Here is a 19,663-nt window from a genome sequence, read left to right as displayed (position 1 = left end):
AGGGCTGAGCGTAGTCGAAGCCCAGTCTATACTGATGGCGCAGCTTTGTTTCAGTGCCATTCAACCCTGGCTAATTTGATAAGCACAACGTCGCTCTCCAGCGATGATATGCTCAACTCGTTGAACCGCTGTTTCATTGCCCAGGATGGCTTGAAAGACCTCCAATTCTTTCGTACAAAGTCCAGTACAAGCCGTAGCAGCCGCGCAAATGGGGCAGTGATTCTCAATCAATAGAAATGACCCGTCTCCCTGAGTTTGCAACTCTGCCATATACCCTTCATTCGTGCGGATCTCAACCAGTTTATGCAAGCGTTGCTTCAGCGATCGCTTGCCTTTCATCTGCTGGTTATAGCTATCAAGCTGCTGTTGAGAACGCACGTCTAGCAAACGGTCTAACCCTGCTTCACCAAATGCTTGTTTCACGGAATTCAATAAGCTCAGCGTCAGTTCTGCATATCCATTGGGAAAAAAGCGATCGGCAGCGGCCGTCAACTGCCACAGTTTAGCAGGTCGCCCCATTGGGCGAGATTCTTCCTCATAAGTCACCAATTGCTCATTTTGCAGAGCATAGAGATGCTGTCGCACGGCCATTGCCGTAATCCCAAAATGGGAGGCGAGGGTTTCTGCATCTAAACGTCCTTCCTGCTTTAATAACTGCACGATCGCCCGTCGTGTCCGTTCGCGGAGCGTTCCGCAGGACGCGGCGGTTTCTTTTTGTATCTTTTTTGTCATAATTTGCGCTCTACCTATTTACAAAGTAAAGAACTATCTTTACAAAGTCAATGGCGATCGCCTATCCTTTTTCGCAGGACTAGCCCATAACGTTTTGGAGGTGGCATGACTCGTTGCCTACCCCAGCATTATTGGTTAGCTTTCTACTGCCCAATGAGAGCCTCACCGTGTAGCGGAATGCCGATAGAGCTTCCATACAACCTTTTCATGGTCGGGAATTTCATGGCCGGGAATGGAAGATTAAACTCCTTCCAGACGACTCTGATTTGTGGAGGAGTATTGGGATAAATCTTGCTAAGATTTTTGGCATCCTGCTCTACAACATTAATTGTATTGAACGCAACTTACAGCCATTTTCATTCACCACACCTCAAACCCTACATCCCACATCCATCTTGGCGAGACTGTGGCTGACTCGATTGAGAACTGCTGTAAGCAAGAACCGTTGAAAGACAGCGATCGTAATATTCTGGGTAGTCTCGTTGTACTCGCAGTTCCAACCGATTTAAGATGCCCCGGTGCCGTTTTGCTCCCATCAGATGGGTGTAGCCCGCCGCCGTGGCACAATCTGGGTTAAAGGCATCGGCGGCTGAACGAAAAACATATTGCATATCAATGCCCGCAAAAGGCGAGTGGGGTTGTGCTTTATGGTAATCCACGCAGGCAGACAGCAGATATTGTTCCACCAGTACCATGTGCCCCATTTTGTTTTGAAGGTGTTGCCATGCCAGCCGATTCGCCGGATGGAGCACCAGTTTTAGAGCAGAGGTAGCGTAATGTCGAATGAAATCAATGTGACTACCGCCAAACAACCCGCAACAATCTCCTCGACGGTTTGCTACCCCAGGTTTATACCACTCCAACTCTGCGGGCAGCCAGCCATTACCTACTTGCTTAATGGCGGTTTCAAATGCTTCGGGTTGATAACACCATTGTCCCTGATCCAGATATTCTGGATTTTGTGTAAACACGGGCGCAGTTTCGACCTGCTGCGCTAATGGCTTCCAGAGAAACACATCATTATCAATGTGAATAAATGGTTCAGTTTGTTGACGATAGGTGAGGAGTTTTCCTAATGTCCACCATTCGGGATCACATCGATCGAGTAAATTGAGCGCTGTTGAAACCGATACAAACGGCAACTTGAGTTGATCAACGAGTAAGCGCGCTCCGGCATCATCCGTCACTAAATAGGTTTGCGGATAGTGTTGTCTTGCTGTTTCAACGGACACCACCCAGGAAAACCAATGATGTTTGTTGCTGTTCCAGAAAGTGTGGCGATGCGTTTGAAAGGGTTTTGTCCAGAAAGACCACACGGCTCTCATTATACTTGCTCTCCACCTACGCCCATGTTTGAACCGTAATAGGGCCGACACTCAAGCGATGTAAAAGTGCAACGGCAATCGTGAACCACACGTTGACCCGAATATCGATCGCTAGCAATAACAGCCAGCGGCGCGAAGTAATGCATCACGCCGTGAGGCGGCAGTGCTGCTGGTTGGTCGTGATCCATTTCCCATTCAATGTTGGCGATCGCCCGTCGCGCTGGAATGAACCAATAATCGCCCGATCGGTATGCACCATCGGCTTCAAACTTAACTTCAATGCCATCTTCTAATGGAATCCAACCGTCATTTGCCGCAGACCGTGTATCGATCGCACCCGCCGAATCCCAACGGCGAAGTAAAGGATGGTGAGCCTCATTAAAGCGAGTTCCATGAGCGGGTGCACCCTTCAGAACAAGGCGTCGTTCTACCACATCGATGGATTCAATCTGGAGTAATGGATGAACTCCCTGATGCCAGGTGGAGCGATGATCGACAATTTCTACCCAGTTGCCTGCGGCCAATCCAAAGCGGCTGTCGCGTCCCAGGTGTTCTAACAAAACGGTGGTTTTAGGATCATCATTCTCCTGCGTCACGGCGATCGATCGAATGGGAAACACCACCGAAGCATTATCCCGTGACCATTTGAACGTGGCACCCTGACTCAACTCATCTCCCTCTTCCGGACTGCTCTGATGGATTTCTACCCGATACAGTTGATTTTCGCCCCGATAACGAGCATCCGGAGAAATCGTACAGCGATCGGTTGAGGGCGGTTGATCAACATTTTGCAGTTTGGCTCTCATCCGTCCGCGGTGTTTGGGTTGCCACTGTTCAACCAGCGCATCCCAACTGGGGTCGAGATTGGCGCAATCACTGCTGCCAGAATTGAGATGAACCGTTTTAACCTGCCAAACCACTCTGCTGCGCGTTGCGGTGTCTGCACCGTTTAAGGCCACTTCACGAATGCTGCTATCTTCAACGGCGCTAACATGCTGTTCCCAAACATCGAGATAGACCAGAAACGGCAGCTTGGGTAGCTTATAGTCCTCATCATTGCGATCGAGCTGGCAGTCAGGTTGGTGGTAATAGTGACAGGGCGTTTCATTTTCACACAGAATTCCTGCTACATAATAGTGCCCTGCACCAATACCAATGGTTTTATGTTGCCAATCAATACTCACCTCAAAGCCGCTGTGCCCAGCAGGGCCACCATGCGGCCCAATTAAATCCGCCGTTAGCGTTTGCAAATAGTGAAGCAAAATGGATATTTGCTCATTCCAATCCGCATCAAGATCCACTCGCCCTTGCTGCTTGAGCACACGGCGAAAGTGTTTTTGAACGGCAAATGTATCACGAGAGAAATCGCCCTGCATTCTGTCCTCCTAGCTTACGTAGATGATGCCAGCCTCCATTCCAGCAGGCAGATATTCATCCAAGCGAGCACGTAAGTTGGCGGCTCGTTGGGGTTGATAAAGCTGATGAAACGCGCCCATTTCTGATTCGTCATCGGCACCCCGTTTAATTTCTTCAGCACAGGCGTGGCTCAGTTGGCAATATGCGGGTGTACTGTAGCGCGTGCTGTTGAACTGAGGACGAACGCGCTCTCGCTCGCGCTGTTGGGCGGCGGCAATGGCAGTCAAGAGGTCTGGCGAGTGGGTGGTGTCCGATTTTCGCACTGTTTGTTCGGCAGCCTGTTCAACTAAATCGGGCTGGCAATTATAACGGCGAGGCGTACGCGAACCAGGTTTGGTGTAATAACAAAACCGCATACATCCCTGCTGACGACGAGCCACTTTTAGGACACCATTGAAGATACTATTCTCGGCCAGGGCGATCGCATGAACGTAGATTTCTCCTATGACGGTTGTGCGAACGATGGTGAGTACCGCATGGGCGATCGCACATCCCGGCGCACCCAACGCTTCCCGTTCAGGACTGGTGGCATCGAGAATACTATCACTGATGTAAATCGGCATCGGATCGGTGCGGACTTCGTCTTGATTGACCTGAATGGACCCCAAAATGCTGTGGGCGATCGTGACGCGAGTTCCCACATTGACACAGGTGTTGGCTATCTCCAAACTAGGTTCGGCGGGTCGCAGTGGTTCACAATTGCCGCGAAGTATCCAGCCCGGAACGAGGGTGCAATGCCGCATCGTCAATTCGGCCAGACTGCCAGTGACTTGAACCCCCCGGCCTGTAATCAGTAATCCATCCAGCGTGAAGCGACTGCCCGATTCCCCCGTGATATGTAAACTATCGGGTAAATCGGTGTGCCAATCCAACAGGCGCAAGGTGGGACGAGCACCATTGGCACCCCGCAATTGCAAACTTTGCCCTGCTCGCAGTTGAATATTGATCTGTTCTACAACCACCCGGCTGCTCGTCAATTCAATCACAGCCTGACGTGGACGTTCTCGTCGCCATTGCCGCAGAATTTGGTTGAGGCGATCGCCCTCACCCACTTGATACAAGGCAAAACTCCTGGCGATTTGGCGCGGATAGGCTTCTTCAAGCAACCTGCGGTTTAGACGGATGCGATCGCGTCCATCGGGAACCTGGGCGATCAATTGTTGGGTTGCAGGCGAGAGTTGAATCCCGACAAAGCGATCGGGATCGTATAAACTGTTGCCTTGAATCAGACGATTGAGTTCGACTAAAAGCGCATCACGAAGCGCATCAGACGGTTCACCCGATCCCGGATAAGCGTCTAACCATTGCCGCGTACTGGCCGAAAACTGTGCTTTCAAATAGTTTGATAAAGCAATGGGTTCTGCCGTTCCCGTTTTGAGTTTAATTGTGAATCGTTCCAGGTTCCTGAAATCAGCAGGGGTGAAAGTCCAGACCTCTGCTGGTTGAGACAACGGGCGCTGGTATTCGCCTCCCCCCATATCAGCGCTAAAGCCGTAGTGAAAGGAGACTCGTACCTCTTTAGACGGCAATTGATCAACGGGAAACGCCATCCGACCGAGCTGTGGATCAACCGCAATGTGGTTGAGCGGTGGACGGTAGTGCCAGCGCGTCAGGTCAGCCGGAATGATCGCTTCACGTGGAATGGGCAAATCGGGATCGTATCCGGCCCAGTCTCGCACCCAGATTGCCAGACTTTTCCCGATGCCGTAATAGTCCGCAGAGGCGTGCGATCGCCCACTCATGGGATGGCGCTCCTCAAGCCGATGACGAGAAATGGGCATGGGCACATTCAGGTCATTGGCAATATGAGTCGGGTCGGGTTCTAACTCAGGACGCGTGTATAGCGGATAATCATTGCCCAAAATGCTAAAGGTATAAGCATGAGAGCCAGCTTCTTCTAAACAGTAGGCTTGAGTAAAAGTAATGGGATACGCCTTTAGCCGCCAGACAAACAGCCCCACATGAGCGCTATGGTGATAGCCACGGGCATGACGTGAGCTGATGCGACGCACATCAACGCTATGCGAGAGGGAATCGAAAGCTCCATCCAGGCGATCGAGCTGCTCACTGTCTCGCAAATCCACTGTGCCTCCATGAGCCGATCGCAGGTGATTGAGAGATTGCGTGAGTTTGAGTAAGGTATAAAATTCGACCGCACGAGCCGACCAGCCTGCTACATCATGCGCCAGCAGTTCCAACAGCGCCAGTGTGCCTCGCCGTCGTCGGTAGCGCACCACGTTTGCCACCTGCGATCGAGATACCAAAATCTGATTGAGCTGTTGCCCCTGTGGCGTTGTGATATCACCAAAGCGCCCCGCTTCATCTACTGGACGATAGCCGACCAGATCGCCAATGTAGGGCACCACCCAATCCTGGCAGGTTTCAATAAACCAATTGTCGTAGAGTTGCCCAATATCTGCTTCAACAACATTGACCTGCTCGGTGATCACCTGTAGTAGTGTTTGCAGTTCATGGTTGTGGTCGGCGTCGCGCAGCCGATAAATGGCAGGCAGCAAATTGTAGAGGCGATCGCGTCCCTGATTCATGGCTCTACCCTCGTGAGAATCAGCGTGTCTGGCAAATTTGGATTGAGAAAGGCAATTTGGGCAGGGACGATCACGCCTGCTTCTGCCCTGGCAAGATTCACCATGACTCGTAACGGCTGGTTTTTGGGTTGCTGGGCGCTCTGCTCAATGAACTGTTTCACCTGCGCCGAGATTTCTTTAGGCGTGAGGAGTCGGCGTTTGCCTGTAGCGGCATCGGTCAGTTTTTCGGGAATGCCGCCCAATACATCTAAATCAACGGCTGCAACCCCTGCCACCTTTTGAATGGTATGAATGACATGACTCGGCACGACATCTTCACCTAACTCTTGCTGATCAAAACTGAAGCGATCGAGTAATGCTGCGCGAATCTGGGGTTCAACGCCCTCCCAGAGGTAATCAGGCAATAGATGCACCTTTGCACTCATCACCAACACCATCAATTCTCGGATATCAACCTGAGCGGGTTGATAAGGATCGCCCAGGCGATGTAACGCTTCTACAAAATTGCGATACAGATCAGATGTGACATCAATAGGAGCGTCATCCACGCCAGCAATGGTTAAATGTACGAGTTCGCGCCGTCCATCCGAGAGAGACACGGCACTGGCCTTGGCAATCCCTGCAAAGGTGCGCGCAAAATCAGCATAATCGGGCACCGAAACCAGGCGATCGAGTGCCATAACAGCCAACGGAATGTTGTGACGCGCCTGATCGCGGCTCTCTGGGTCGGCTCCACCCGATGCCCGCATGGGATTGGTCACCGCTTGCAGCCCCAGCGGACGGGTGAGCAGGAGACTAATTTGCCCAGCCTGGGCATTACCCGCTTTGCCGATGCCAGTACGGTAAACGGCTTTGACATTCTCTAACCCCGTGGGCAGACGCGCCCCATTCTTGCCATTGCCAAAGATGGCGCTGGTTTTACCCTCGGCATTGGTTTGAGTCATGTAACCGCGATCGTCCTCACCTAAATACACCAAACTCTCGGTTTCGTGCCAAACAATATCATTAACGCTGACTTGCAGAGTACTTTTGCTGCCTTTGGCTGTGGGGGCGGCAAGATGGGTCAATGGTAATTGGGGCAGGGTAAAGTGCTGCATTGCCTGACTGCCGTCTCCGCTACCCAATACATCGGCACGAGTTTCACCGTGGGTCGATCGCACCACATTGCCATAAATGGTGACCGTATCGCGCTTGTAGCAATAGGCCAGGTCATTACCCAAATGCAAAACGCTGTGGGGGTGATCGTTGCCCAAATCCGGATCAAAGGTTTGTTCAACGCCTGCCAGCATCACCAGTTCAGTATCAATAACGCCGCTAACGCCCGAAATATCGGTTCGTTCGCCAGTGACAATCAGCCAGCGCCCCGACTCTAAACCGGGCACCAGGCGATCGAGTTCAATGATATTGCCGCAAATGGGTTCTTCTATGGGATCAATGGGAGCCGGGGCTAATTCCAGTTCTTCACTGTGAGCAAAGACAGTGGTATCACGAATCACATCAAAGCGGTCTCCTGTTTCACCGCCAAAGTCGAGCCAGTCGTGGTGAAGCTGCATTTGGGTACTTTGCGCCGTGATGCCATAGTCGGTGCGGGCGCGATCGCTCACGGATTTAACCCGGTCAATGATCATTGTTTTTTGCCGATCGTCTCGATCGCTGGGACGTTCCAATACCACCCAACTGCCCGGTAGAATCTGACTGTATGCCGCATCCATGGATACTACGTCGGTCTGTTCGGTGCGTCTAAAAGAGGGAACCCACTGCAAACTACCCCGGACTTGAATCACCAACGCTTGCTCGGTGAACCTTGCTGCGGCAAAGGAGGCGTCTGATAATTCATCAAATAACAGATGGGTGCCTGCGCCCGGTAATCGAACGTCTCGCGCTGGGGTGGATAGATCGCTAACGGCTTGAATCACAGTGGTGGGGTTCGTTCCCTCACTGGTAACGTACAATTGCCCCTGGGTATCAAAGTCTATGACAATGCTCGTCTCACGCTGCCTCATTGAAAACTGGAGACGAATGAATGTAGACTGCCGTGAGCTGATCGTGGTCGTAACGGCGATCGTTTCGTCGGCCTCAGAATATTCAATCACAAAGGTTTCAGGCTGCACCGATCGCTGGTCGGTTTGAACAGGAAAGTCGGAAATGCCGATCGTGGTAGTAATCACTCCAAAGGGCGTAGCGTAACCGTAGGAAAAATCGTCCTGCCAGATGACTGTAATTTCAAACGATTCGCTGATGGGTTCACCCGATTCAATTAAATCCCATTCGCGATGGGTAACGGTGCCATCTTCATTAGGGGTCGCTCTCAACGGTGCAGTGCTGCCATACGGCGCGGCTTTTAAGCGTAACGCATGTACTTTAATGGGGACAGCAGACGTGACATTGGCCTGACTCCAGGCTCGATACAGCGACGGTTTCAATGCGGGTTGGCTTTGCGTCAGGAGTTGCAGGTTCAGATCAGAGGATTCGGCAAAACTGCTGGCCAAACTGCGCCCCAAACGCTGGCGAGACTGGGGTGGAATCGCCCGTTCTGGAATCGGTTCAGCCAGTTTATTGATCAACTCACCCAAATCAACAGGCGTTTTAGCTGGAGGCAGAGTAAGGTCAGGAGGAAGGGCCTGCCACGGTTTAACTGTAATTGCGGTGCGATCGCTCTGCTGGTCAGCAACGACGGTTTCGACGCGATACAGAGCAGCAGAAATCCTGCCATTGGTAGTACCATTGGCTGCCACCGCAGCATGATTAAGGGGTACATTGAGCGCAGCATCTTCTGGATTAATCAGGATTGGATCGTTGGCATTGAGCCGGGTGGCGGTGCCCTGAATATAAATGACGTCCGTTTGCGGTGTGAGCCGTTGAGGCCGCGCCAATCGTGGCTTCAGGCTATTCCATTCAGCACGAACGAGAATGGATTCACTCGTTTCAAAGCTCTGCGGAAACTCCCCCGGATTGGGCATCGTTTGGGCGCGGATGCCTGCCTCCAGTTCCAGCGTGTAGCCATCATCTACGGTAAAGGCCAGGTAGGCACTGGCAGCAACCCCCGGACGTAAGGTATAGCCAACAAGCCGCGCCAGTTCCAGCACAGACCGTCGCTCGGTGGCCGTTCGCAGATAGCCTTCATTGGCGATTCGTTCCTGATAAAACGTGAGAATATCAGCAACAACAGCCCACGCATCTAATAGCGCGATCGCCGGATCATCACTGGCACGCGTCGTTAATTTTGCCAGTCCAGCATAGTCGTGATCGGAGAGACGCGCCTTCATGGTTTCCAGAAAGGTGGCATAGGTGCCCACTCGGTAGGCAATGGCATCGAATCCAGGCGGAGTGCCGTGCTGAATCGGGGTCAGGGCTTCAATACCTTCACAGCAGCCGCAGGAGTTGTTCATCGTCCACCTCGCATCTCCAACTGGAGCCGACCGTTTTCGGGGAAGTTGGGATCATTATCCAACCGGGCAATTTCCATCGGATGGATGGGCAAAACCCCGGTTTCAATTTCGCGATTAGCCCCTTCGTACAGTCGTTCTAACGTTGTCACTGTTACACTTTCCACTCCCGGTACCGATTGGGCGATCGCAATAATTTGGCTGAGGGCGATCGCACTTCCAAAGGTCAGGTTATCCGGATGGAAAAAGCCGAGCTGACCGTTGGGCAATCTCCGGTTACTGAATTGCTCCAGCAATTGGGCTTTGACCTGAGCCCGCAAATAGTGAGGCAACACGCAAACCAGCAGAGCCAGATCCAGCGGTACATACTGTGCTGGAGCGACAATCAGCTCATGACCCATCCGGCGGTAGCGATGGAGATATCCGGCAATCTCCTGTAGGAGGGCATCATTCATCTCAGTGCTGCCGATTGGATCGATCGCCACCAATACCTCATACCAACTGCCCATCCAGCGCAGCGTCGCAAACGCTTTCTGTACCTGAGGATGTTGTTCGGCTAAACGGGCATAATCCTCGGCGGTAATGGCTCGCTGCAACTCTCGACGCAGGGCATGGGGGGCAAACAATTTGGCTTCGGCGATCGGCTCTGCATCGGTGCCACGTTGGGCTGGAAAGGGATTACGTGGTCGGATCGAGAGTCCAGTAATTGATAGGTGCCGCCATACCAGATACGTAATCGCTTCAGCACCCACATTCCCGGCCCGTCCGTTGCCCATGCGATATGTTGCTGTGAATGTGGTTTCGGCATCGGGTTTGCGTCCTGATTTGCCATCCCCAAACCGCAAATGGGACATGCCTCGCTGATCAACCTCTACAACAACGTGATAGTCATCAGGACGGCTACTGAGTAGATCGGGCTGCACGCTCCACTGTGTTTCTGTGATGCGATCGAGCCGATGTTGCAGTCCATGCAGGGGTTGAATTTGCGGCAGGGCGCGACGTGGATCTTGGTGCAATAAATCTGTGGCAGAGCTATCTATTGAAAGCGGTTGGCTGAAGGTTAATGGAACTTTCTCTAAACGTGGCTGGAAGCGATCGGCTAGAATCCTTGTTTCAGCCAAGCGCCCTTCACCTTCACACTTCAGCTCATTCATGGCAACGGGTACACGCCCCAGCGATTCAGCTTCAATGGTGCGTCCATGATCCACAAGAACGACATTTCCTCTGGCAACGCTGATATCGGTCATCAGAGCGCAATCGGGCGCAGAGCCAATTGCAGAGACACATAAAGGAAACGGAAGCGCATCGGCGATCGCCCACTCAATGTTTACAATGGGCCGATCGGTGAGTCGGTCTACTGTCGGTTGCACCTGGGTTAAGCGCACCGCATGGCGATGAGCCGGATTGGCATCGGCAGGATTTCCGGTCTTTGCTCCTTTGATTTCCTCGAATATCAAAACATCTCCCACAACCAGGTTCAAGGTTCGTCGTCTCCGGACGATGGGTTCTGCTGGAGGGCAATCAACGCTAGATTTCTGCTGGGACGGCTCATCCTGGTTCCCTTTTGAGTCTGCTTTAGGAGGCCGTTTCACTAGCTTTGCGTCTGGCTGAGGCTCATCGGGTGGTGGCGGCAGAGAGACTTCTATCCAGCGATCTTCAAGCGTGGCAGAGGTGCTGCCGTGCGGTAAACAGCACTGGCGATCGCCCCAGGTATAAATAGAAATTTGATTGTGTGCTTCATAAAAGTAGAGCTTACTTTTTGCGATCGCTTGAGGATATGCCTCTTCGAGCAGCCAGCGATGTAATTGCTGGAGGGCATCTCCTTGCGGCTGTTGCTGCAACCGTCGCTCTGTTCCTGCGCTTAACAGAACGTGGGCAAACCGAGCAGCTGTGTAGAGGCGATCGCTCTTAATCTGGCGGTTTAATTCTGCGGCTAACGTTTGGTGTAGCGAGTGAGAGGGCGACTGGGTGGCATCATATTCGCGCAGCAATCGCCGAGTATAAGCAGAAAACTGTTGATGTAGATAGGCTGATAAGGGGTCGTCAGCCTGTTGTAATTGAGTAATCAGCCCTTTGATATCAATCAAGTCCTCTGGGTGAATCTCGATACCCGGATGAGGACGAAGGGCGATCGGCTCAAATACTTCATATTCGCTCCAGGGAATACTCCGCAACTCGTCCTGAGTCAAACTTCTTCTGTCTTCTGGAGCATCATTGTAGCTGGTAATAAAGTAAATCTCATCAGGTTGGCATGATTCATTGCTATCCGCGATCGCCACATGTATCCAGGCACGAGCATTACAGCCTTCATGCAATGCGTAATCCATTAAGCGAGCATGGCGACGTACCGAGATCCGTTGCTGCGCTGTTTCCAGATACGCTTCTGTGGCAACCGCATCTTGATAATAGCTGAGGTAATCGCCCACATAGGCCAATAATTCAACCAGTGTAATACCCAGATCGGGAATGTGCCGCTCTTGCCAATGGGGAAGGAGCAATGAAAGGCGATCGAGAATTAAACGACGGAAACTGGCGTAGTCTTTGGCAAGATAGCTAATTTCCGGTTTGGGAAAGGCCTCAGGGGGACACACGGTGGATGTCTGGCAATCGAGATCGCTGGGACAATTGACTTTAAAGTTAAACTCCAGATGCGCGTACCGTTCATCAAAGCCAGAGAGTGGGCGATCGGTGGCTCGTCCCTGTGCATCCACGTCAACCACACGCAACCTGTAAGGTGAGAAGTCGCCCGGATGGTTGACGGTCACCATCATCCAATCATCTTCATCGGGTTCTGGACGGTGATGAAGTTGTACATGCTCGACTCGAATATCCTGAATCCGCCGGCCGCCATCAATCTGGACATTCTCTTTGCGGATGGTATCGGGCGCTTTTCCTAAAAAGTAAATCGTGAGTGTAAGCTGATCATCACTCACTTCCAGATAATCCAGTCCATTCAGATCGCTGTCTCGAACGGCATAACGGCGCTGTTCATTCTGGCAAGTTAAGGGGGAGGGAGATGTAGAAGCTGTCATCATCGTAGCCCTCTGCGCTCAAAGGTAGCTGTCCGCAGTTCCTGAGTTTGGCGTACCCGGTAACGAACCAGAATCCGCAAGGTAGACTCTTCATGCGCTACATCTAACGTTTGAACTTCAATCACATCACCCAACCAGCGCTGGAGAGCGGCCTGCATGGTGAATTGTAGCGTTGCTGCCAGTTCGGGACTGTTAGGCGAAAAAACCAGTTGTAACAAGCCGCTGCCAAAATCAGGACGATTAACACGCTCTCCTAAATTGGTGAACAGCACCTGTGCAATCAGGTTATCCATGTGAGCCGCGTCGGTGGTAGTGGCTGTTCGCCCCTTTCGATCGATGTGAAAGGGGAAATCAATGTTCATGGCTACTCACGTTCCTATCACTCGCGTTTGCATCATTTTTACGATCGGCGCGCCCTGCGGTATGGGTTCAACACTTTGGCAAATTCCTGATCCCGTTCCCTTTCCGGGTAGCGGTTGTAGCAATACGGGTTGACCATTGACAAACACCCGCGTGGATACCATCACCCACTGCACCGTTACACAGGGCTGAAGTTTTGGTCCAGCGGGTGGAGGAATTTGAAACGGGCATCCTGCAACGGTTAGTTTGCTTTTGAGTGTCGCCACCGGCTGAGCGTTCACCAACACGTTTTTTTGGTCTGGAACAATGGCTACAGGTGCAAGGTGAGTGCATTGCATCCCGGTTCCGGTCATGGCATGAAGTAGTAATCCTGACACCGTTCCGCCTCCCATTCATCAGACTTAAATCACTGTAAGTGCCGTTCCATTGATGCTGACCATGTTACCCACGAGAGCAATACTGGCTCCCTTACCGTTAGTAATCGTGATTCCTACATCATTAATCACAATCATGGCTCCCTTCGCAGTTTTCAGCAGGATGCCACCCGTTGGATCGAGTGCATCACTGATATGCAAGGTATTTTGTCCAGTGGTCTGTAACAGAATATGCTGCACCGGTTGAGGCGGAACCAGGGCAAGGGCAGGTGTTTCTCCCAAGCCCCAAAAACACCCCGTCCAAATAGGTCTTTCTGGATTCCCTCCTTCAAACTCAACCCAAATGTTGGCATTTTTAGGTGGCACCGCATAGAGTCCGGCTTGAATTCCGGCATAGGGAACACACGGCATGGCCCAACTCAAGCGTCCAGTTCCCAAAACCTCAGGGACGCTGACCTGAATGCGCCCCCGGCTTTCGGGATCAAAGTTTTGCTCTACCTTGCCTCTATATTTGCCAAAAAAACAGGACATAATCACACCACTGGAGTAAGTGAACCGATTCCTTCCCGCGCTAACGAGAAGCGCTGTTTATACTCTCCTTTGCGAATGGAATGCGTCACACTTTGCACATGGAAGTGGCCGCCGTAACTAAACCCCGCGCCTTGAATACCCACAATGCTGCGAGCTTCCAAAATATCACCGTAGTGTAATGCGTCTAATTCACCGGTCGCAGCAACGACCTGATCCACGGATCGATCGACAATTCCCTGAGCGCGTGCCTGTGCCTGCACAAACGTGAGTCCTACAGGCGCTTCCTGCTGGTTGTCCATTGATGGCATCCCATCTTCCCCAGCGGAACATCGGGTGAGCATGCGGGTGCGAACATTGGGCTGATTGAAGAGCAATGCGGGTTGACTGGCAAGCGGAATTCGAGTGCTAATGGGAAGCGGCAAAACGGGCATCGGGATATTGAGAGTGCTGTCCAGTATGGTTCCCGATACTTGCACCGGCGCTAATGAGTTGTATTGAAAGCGAATTGAATCAACGTTGCTATTGGGGCCTGTGTTTACCGAAAGCGGAGTTTGTCTCTGCACTGGTAAGCGCTCTGGTGGCCCCCAATAGGCGATGTTTTGCATGGGTAAGGGGCCCGGTTTGATGTAAAACAGATAACCATAGCGACCTGCCAGCATTTGTAAATAGCGCAGGTCAGTTTGGTTCTGCACTGGAATCCGCTGAGTTGGATTGGGGAAATCGATCGCCGGAGGGTCAATCACCATTGGCAACAAACCATATTGGGGATAGCTGAGAATAATTTTGCGAACGATGATACTCTCATTTTGGGCAGGATGCTCATGGGGCTGCTCTTTCATGTCCATCATCAAGCTGACATCTTCGCCCATTACTGTGAGTGTAGAGGCTCCGGGTGTGTTGCTGGGCGAGAGTTGTACCTGTGTAATAATCCCATCCATCAAAACCTTGGGTATGATGTTAAAGCGAATCAACAGCACAACGCGGTTAAAGGGTCGCAGCAAGGGATTGGTGAGTAGACTATAATCCAGCAGGTCAAGCCCCCCCGATCGCCCCACTTCAAAGGTGAGTTGAAATCCAGAACGGTCGCGATCGCTGTGAGTCACTTCTACGCCCGTCAGCGCTTCAACGATGGTCGGCGGAGCCGGAACCGCAATCGTTGGACCAAGCATGAGCGTGAGGTGAATGCCGAGCAGCATTATTTCCTCCTTGTTGGGGAAATGTAGAGTTAGCTTTGGGGCATGGCAATGCGTAAGGTGCGACCAATTTCAGCCGTTAAGTCGGTGGGATTCATGGCATGGTTGGCATCGCAAATCCGCCAAAATTGTTCAGGGTCGCCCAAATGACGAGCTGTAATTAAATCGAGGCGATCGCCCTGCGTCACCACTACCTCTGCCAGCAGCGGCATTGTCTCACTGGATGGCAGAAACCGTCGCCGTTTGTAAGCCAGCATACGACCGTCCGCATCAGTGTAGATCGCTGTTTCCAGTGTATAATAGCGGCTTGTATGCTCAAACATAGTGCTCCTAAAACACCTGTCTAAAACACGGTTCTAAAACATCTAAAACAATAGATCAATCCCTTCACCAGCAATAGCTCCAACGTTCCGAACACTTTGAATACTGGCAAACACCTCCTTGGCAACCTGGTGGGCGAGGAATAGATGATATCCTGGGTTGGTTAATGATAAATCGTTGTAACTTAACACTCTCAATCCTAACGATGCCCTGGCTCGAATCGGGTTCAAATCGGTGTCATAGGCTTCTTCAGTGATCGTGAAGTCGGTGAGGCGAACCGGCAATACTCGCTTGATTCCCCAGATCAACAGCGTGAAAGGGCCAATGGGCGGCACGATTTCCAATGTACCTAATCCTAACAACACCGTGTTGGCAATGACTAAAGCGCTCTTGGGATAAATCAACATCTCCATTGCCGCCAATTGAGGATGGATTCCCAATGCGGCTGTCACACGATCTCCTGTTTCTAGTTGATCGGTCGCATCAATTTCTACATCCAGCTTGATGGTTTCTGTTGGCGCACCTCCCAGACGCATTGCTTCGGCACGAGCCGCGTTTTCACTGGCCGACCTGGCTTGCAAGGTACGGGTCATTGTGTCGGGATTATATTGAAACACAATGATGCTAGAAACAGGGTTGAACAAATCAACGCCGACGATCGCACCTTTGAGCACGCGAGGCGAACGTGGAAAGGAAGTCATTGAAAACATCCTTTTTTACAAGTGTTTCCACATGAAACCTGGATAAGCTGCTCGATTCGGGAACTACAAACCTTATCTATCTGACGCGTTATATCCTGATGCGTTACATCTTGATCGGGCTGCGTCATGCCAAGGCCACGGACATCATTCTTCGTAGGATAATGAGCTTATCTTTTGTGGTTTTTATCTTTTGTCACTTCTATCAATTAGCCCTATCTTGACTGATTTTGCCGAAAACAGCAATATTTTCAAGTAGATCTGTAATAATTGAGGCCGATCGCTTCATTTTACTTTGTAGAAATTTCGCGATTTGGGGTGATGTAGAACTATTACCTTGATCGGAGTCACAGCAACCTTCAAAGCAATCACGCAGACGACACACATTGCCTGCAACAGCTTGTTATAGCCTTTTTCCACGCACCAGTTAAACGACATCATAGGTACAGCCAGTCATTTGGTTGAGGGCATTTGCAAAAGGTTGATAATCTTGAGTCGTGATTGTGTTGCCGAAACACATGACTCCTGCAAGAGGATATCCGGGCGCACACCCTCCTGCTACATATTGATCTCGACGGCCAACAAGATGTCCAAATTCATGGATTGCTGGCACCATCTCTTCAACGCCAGTGCGCTTTAAGGTAGGGGTCAAATCCAGGCTGTCTAAATGGGCATTACCAGAGCCTGCTCTACTGGTAATGCTGGTTGTTGTGTGTGTAACATTTACACTGACATGCGGAATAGTATGAGGTGCGTAAATGGTCACAAATGGTGTTACCTCAGAACAGCCAAACGGGCAATCTCCTATTATTCGGAGACGATGCGCTCTACTCCACGCCGTTTGTACTGATGTAATGAACCGATTTTGCCAATCTCGTTTTTCTCGTTCATTTGTCCAGGTTCCCAAGAACGCAAAGTTCATGCGGAACTGCACTTTCATCCGACAATCCCGGTAAAGTAATGTATCGAATCGTCCCAGTCCGCCTGACTCACGGTGGTCAAGACGAATGGCAATTACTTCATTGGGGGATTGGGCAGGAGTAGGGGTAGCCGTTGATGTGGGTGCAGGTTGTCGTTGTAGGCTCCGCAGTCCTGGTGAAACATCGCCAGGTATTGAATTAGCTATACTCTCTGCATAGCTATCTGCTTCGTGTTCAAGGGGACTGTCTGATGGGCTAGCAGTCAGTGCGTTTGATGCAACTGGTGTAGTCCGTTGCTGTTGTAAAGTATGAACCAGTTCGTGAGCAAGTAATTTCTGACCCTCGAGCGTTTGAGGTTTGTATTGCCCCTTGGCGAAGGCAATATCTTGTCCAACTGTATAGGCTAACGCGTTAACTGCTTGTGCTGAAGCATCTGCTTGAGCATCTGTATGTAATCTGACTCGGCTAAAATCTTGGTTGAAGCGGGATTCCATTATTGTACGAGTGTGCGAGTCTATTGGCTGACCGGGTGAACGGAGAACCACGTTAACTAAGGAAGGCACACTGGCTTCAGTCTGGCTGTTTGCCCGACGTTGTAAAGGGGGTTCTCTATGGTGAGCAGAATATGCACTGTTGACAGTAGGATGTTGGCGACAAGACGCACAGTTACGCTGTAGCTGTCTGGTCTGAGTAGAGTTGAAAGATGAGTTTTGTGTTAAATGGGGCGATCGCGACTTCATTTCCTACACCTCCAGCGATTATTTAGGACATGATCCCTTCCAAACCAGGAATAGCCTCCATTTCTTCTAACGCAGCAAACTGAACACCCCTCGTAGCTTCCTCTAATGCTCCATTGGCTCCACCTCCCATATCCGTACTGGTAGAACCGCACTGTTGAGAAACATCACAGGCAACAGGTGCCGCTCGACCATCGATCGTGACATTGGTACGTCTACCATTAGAGAAGTCATAAATTCGCTTGGCGTTAGGTTCATCCATACGTACGCAACCATGACCAATGGGTTGACCAGTAACGGTAGAGTGTTGATGTAAAGCAATTCCTCGCGAAGCGTAATAAGGCTGAATTGGAGTCCACCACTGCCATCCATTGTGTTCTTCACGCGGCGTACCTGTCCAAAAAGTATTGCCGTAGTAAGTGCAACAAGCTCCTACTTGGGTCGGTCGATTCCAGGGTGGCGCGCATTGCGTCATAGGATCGCTACAACAACTGCGAGTACAGGTTCTCGGCGGATCACCAGGATCGCTATACCCCTTCCCAGTAGAGACAGTGAAATGATCACTGCCTGTTGCCGTAGCAGGTGGTGTGCCCTCCCATTCTAAATCTGCCGTTTGGGGTGGAGTTAAATGAACTGTAATTTTTTTAATGTAAGGGGCTGCCCGACGATGTATCGTTGGTCTGGAGGGTACAATTCCCCCAATCGGGTGACTTGCCAGAACCGCATCCGCTACCGCATCCGCATTGGCTTCTGCAGATGAAGAGTCATTGGCAAAATCTATGGTGCTGGTGCTGGTATGGAGTGTGCCTTGCTGGAGTACGTGAGCTAACTCGTGAGCTAACAGATGTTGCCCTCCTGTTGTAGTCGGTGTGTGTTGTCCTGCGGCGAATACAACATGATGTCCAACTGTATAAGCTAGAGCTTTCACAGCATTTGCTGATGCGGCAGCTTTAGTATCGGTGTGAACTCGGACATTGCTGAAGTCTTGACCAAACCGAGATTCCATGAATTGGCGGCTACTTGTCTCTAATGGCTGTCCCGGTGAGTTCAATACATCATGCACAATGGGCGGCACGTCTGAAGGCTCAGCTTGGTGAGCAGAACGCCGTTGGAGCAGGGCTGATTGTTGTTCACAGTTTGGACATTTCCTGCCTGCGCCCGTATGTTGTCCACAGGCAGCACATTGACGTTGCAGTATTGTCGTTTGAACGGGAAAAAAAGGCGATCGCTGTCCCATTCCAGCAGTCCTCCTAACAATTCTTTATAAAAGCCACCTTACCTTCTTGGTCTTCGGCGCGACAGATTGATAGACCAGTGAGGACTTCTCCATTCATAACTAGTAGTACCGTCTTCACGGCAACACAGACAACCAAAGATACTAACTTCATTTCCCCCACTGACTCGGCAGTGCCAGCGCTCACCTGGTGCAGCATCGCAAGCGTCTATCGCTCCTGAAGCAAAACTACCCACTCCTCGACAATCACCCAGATCTTCAGGACCATAGCCCTGATCTAGCAGAAAATTAACAACGGCTTCTTCCATATCAACCTCATCTTCACAAACTAGAAACGTTGGATTCCTTTCTAAACATTGTTGTCTGCGACGACGTGTTGTTTCCGGTTGGGGCTGAGGTTGGGGGTGAGGCTGGGGATGAGGCTGGGGTTGGGTTGGGCTTCGAGGCTGACTTCGCAGCCATTCGATGATGGCATCAGGTGGTGGAGAGGGAAGCCGTGGTGCGGGGAAAGGACTAATTGGCTCAAATGGAAAATCTGGGAATGCAGGACGGATAGGGCGGGACGGTAAGTGACAGCCACCAATACATAAACCCAGTGGATTTTCTAAAATAATGTACCCTTCGGCACGGAGTGCCTCTTGAAATCTAGCAAGCTGCCAAAGTTGAATTCCAGCAACGACCATAATTGCGACGATCGCAGCAACCCCAGTGACAGTAACCGCAGTTGTGCTGATACCTGCACCCGCTGCTGCCTCTGCACCTACTGCTGCACCCGCTGCTGGTGCAGCTACTGGCGGTGGTGGTGCAGCTACTGGCGGTGGTGGTGGAACGAGTCGGAGTGGAGGTGGAGGTGGAGGT

At 51.3% G+C, this 19,663-nt stretch carries 14 protein-coding genes and 1 pseudogene; all 15 read right to left on the bottom strand.

The genetic code is table 11. The features are described 5' to 3' along the window. Positions 1-60: 60 nt before the first annotated feature. Positions 61-732 (bottom strand): metalloregulator ArsR/SmtB family transcription factor, encoded by a 672-nt coding sequence (locus IQ268_RS15870; protein ID WP_193880849.1) that lies wholly within the window; start codon positions 730-732, stop codon positions 61-63. A gap of 377 nt (positions 733-1,109) precedes the next feature. Continuing rightward, on the bottom strand, positions 1,110-2,057 hold the full coding sequence (locus tag IQ268_RS15865) for a DUF6734 family protein (protein ID WP_193880847.1): 948 nt from the start codon (positions 2,055-2,057) through the stop codon (positions 1,110-1,112). Continuing rightward, positions 2,057-3,433, bottom strand: a complete 1,377-nt coding sequence (locus tag IQ268_RS15860) for a DUF6519 domain-containing protein (protein WP_193880845.1) — start codon at positions 3,431-3,433, stop codon at positions 2,057-2,059. The genes IQ268_RS15865 and IQ268_RS15860 overlap by 1 nt, the downstream gene beginning before the upstream one ends. A gap of 9 nt (positions 3,434-3,442) precedes the next feature. Continuing rightward, the gene (locus tag IQ268_RS15855; RefSeq protein WP_193880844.1) at positions 3,443-6,019 is read right to left on the bottom strand and encodes a hypothetical protein; all 2,577 of its coding nucleotides are present in this window, start codon (positions 6,017-6,019) and stop codon (positions 3,443-3,445) included. Further along, a complete protein-coding gene (locus IQ268_RS15850) occupies positions 6,016-9,408 on the bottom strand; it encodes a putative baseplate assembly protein (protein WP_193880842.1) in 3,393 nt (1,130 codons plus the stop codon). The genes IQ268_RS15855 and IQ268_RS15850 overlap by 4 nt, the downstream gene beginning before the upstream one ends. After that, positions 9,405-12,440, bottom strand: a complete 3,036-nt coding sequence (locus IQ268_RS15845; protein WP_193880840.1) for a putative baseplate assembly protein — start codon at positions 12,438-12,440, stop codon at positions 9,405-9,407. Before IQ268_RS15845 ends, IQ268_RS15850 begins: the two co-directional genes overlap by 4 nt. Next, positions 12,437-12,799, bottom strand: coding sequence for a GPW/gp25 family protein (locus IQ268_RS15840; RefSeq protein ID WP_193880837.1), 363 nt, complete (start codon positions 12,797-12,799; stop codon positions 12,437-12,439). The genes IQ268_RS15845 and IQ268_RS15840 overlap by 4 nt, the downstream gene beginning before the upstream one ends. 6 nt (positions 12,800-12,805) lie before the next feature. Next, positions 12,806-13,174, bottom strand: a complete 369-nt coding sequence (locus IQ268_RS15835; RefSeq protein ID WP_193880834.1) for a hypothetical protein — start codon at positions 13,172-13,174, stop codon at positions 12,806-12,808. Positions 13,175-13,198: 24 nt separating this feature from the next. Beyond that, the gene (locus tag IQ268_RS15830) at positions 13,199-13,702 is read right to left on the bottom strand and encodes a phage baseplate assembly protein V (protein WP_193880831.1); all 504 of its coding nucleotides are present in this window, start codon (positions 13,700-13,702) and stop codon (positions 13,199-13,201) included. Positions 13,703-13,704: 2 nt separating this feature from the next. Then, positions 13,705-14,898, bottom strand: coding sequence for a hypothetical protein (locus tag IQ268_RS15825; RefSeq protein ID WP_193880828.1), 1,194 nt, complete (start codon positions 14,896-14,898; stop codon positions 13,705-13,707). A 29-nt stretch (positions 14,899-14,927) separates the two neighbouring features. Beyond that, positions 14,928-15,218: a hypothetical protein gene (locus tag IQ268_RS15820; protein ID WP_193880825.1), complete on the bottom strand. Its 291-nt coding sequence runs from the start codon at positions 15,216-15,218 to the stop codon at positions 14,928-14,930. A gap of 42 nt (positions 15,219-15,260) precedes the next feature. After that, positions 15,261-15,917, bottom strand: a complete 657-nt coding sequence (locus IQ268_RS15815) for a hypothetical protein (RefSeq protein ID WP_193880822.1) — start codon at positions 15,915-15,917, stop codon at positions 15,261-15,263. Positions 15,918-16,341: 424 nt separating this feature from the next. Further along, positions 16,342-17,574, bottom strand: a complete 1,233-nt coding sequence (locus IQ268_RS15810; RefSeq protein ID WP_228035419.1) for a DUF4157 domain-containing protein — start codon at positions 17,572-17,574, stop codon at positions 16,342-16,344. Between the two features lie 22 nt (positions 17,575-17,596). Beyond that, entirely contained in the window at positions 17,597-18,808 is a 1,212-nt protein-coding gene (locus IQ268_RS15805; RefSeq protein ID WP_193880817.1) for a DUF4157 domain-containing protein, read from the bottom strand. 38 nt (positions 18,809-18,846) lie between these two features. Continuing rightward, positions 18,847-19,663, bottom strand: a pseudogene (locus tag IQ268_RS15800) (hypothetical protein); the annotation flags it as partial.

Source organism: Oculatella sp. LEGE 06141, assembly GCF_015207605.1.
Lineage (GTDB): Bacteria > Cyanobacteriota > Cyanobacteriia > Elainellales > Elainellaceae > Oculatella.
Note: the sequence above shows the minus strand (reverse complement) of the source record. Positions and strands in the feature narration are given on the sequence as shown.

Bases quoted from the DNA above. Each gene is read 5' to 3' on its own strand.
- IQ268_RS15860 (WP_193880845.1), bottom strand. From the start codon at position 3,433: ATGCAGGGCGATTTCTCTCGTGATACATTTGCCGTTCAAAAACACTTT.
- IQ268_RS15850 (WP_193880842.1), bottom strand. From the start codon at position 9,408: ATGAACAACTCCTGCGGCTGCTGTGAAGGTATTGAAGCCCTGACCCCG.
- IQ268_RS15840 (WP_193880837.1), bottom strand. From the start codon at position 12,799: ATGAACATTGATTTCCCCTTTCACATCGATCGAAAGGGGCGAACAGCC.
- IQ268_RS15815 (WP_193880822.1), bottom strand. From the start codon at position 15,917: ATGACTTCCTTTCCACGTTCGCCTCGCGTGCTCAAAGGTGCGATCGTC.
- IQ268_RS15825 (WP_193880828.1), bottom strand. From the start codon at position 14,898: ATGCTGCTCGGCATTCACCTCACGCTCATGCTTGGTCCAACGATTGCG.
- IQ268_RS15855 (WP_193880844.1), bottom strand. From the start codon at position 6,019: ATGAATCAGGGACGCGATCGCCTCTACAATTTGCTGCCTGCCATTTAT.
- IQ268_RS15810 (WP_228035419.1), bottom strand. From the start codon at position 17,574: ATGAAGTCGCGATCGCCCCATTTAACACAAAACTCATCTTTCAACTCT.
- IQ268_RS15870 (WP_193880849.1), bottom strand. From the start codon at position 732: ATGACAAAAAAGATACAAAAAGAAACCGCCGCGTCCTGCGGAACGCTC.
- IQ268_RS15820 (WP_193880825.1), bottom strand. From the start codon at position 15,218: ATGTTTGAGCATACAAGCCGCTATTATACACTGGAAACAGCGATCTAC.
- IQ268_RS15845 (WP_193880840.1), bottom strand. From the start codon at position 12,440: ATGATGACAGCTTCTACATCTCCCTCCCCCTTAACTTGCCAGAATGAA.
- IQ268_RS15805 (WP_193880817.1), bottom strand. From the start codon at position 18,808: ATGGGACAGCGATCGCCTTTTTTTCCCGTTCAAACGACAATACTGCAA.
- IQ268_RS15865 (WP_193880847.1), bottom strand. From the start codon at position 2,057: ATGAGAGCCGTGTGGTCTTTCTGGACAAAACCCTTTCAAACGCATCGC.
- IQ268_RS15830 (WP_193880831.1), bottom strand. From the start codon at position 13,702: ATGTCCTGTTTTTTTGGCAAATATAGAGGCAAGGTAGAGCAAAACTTT.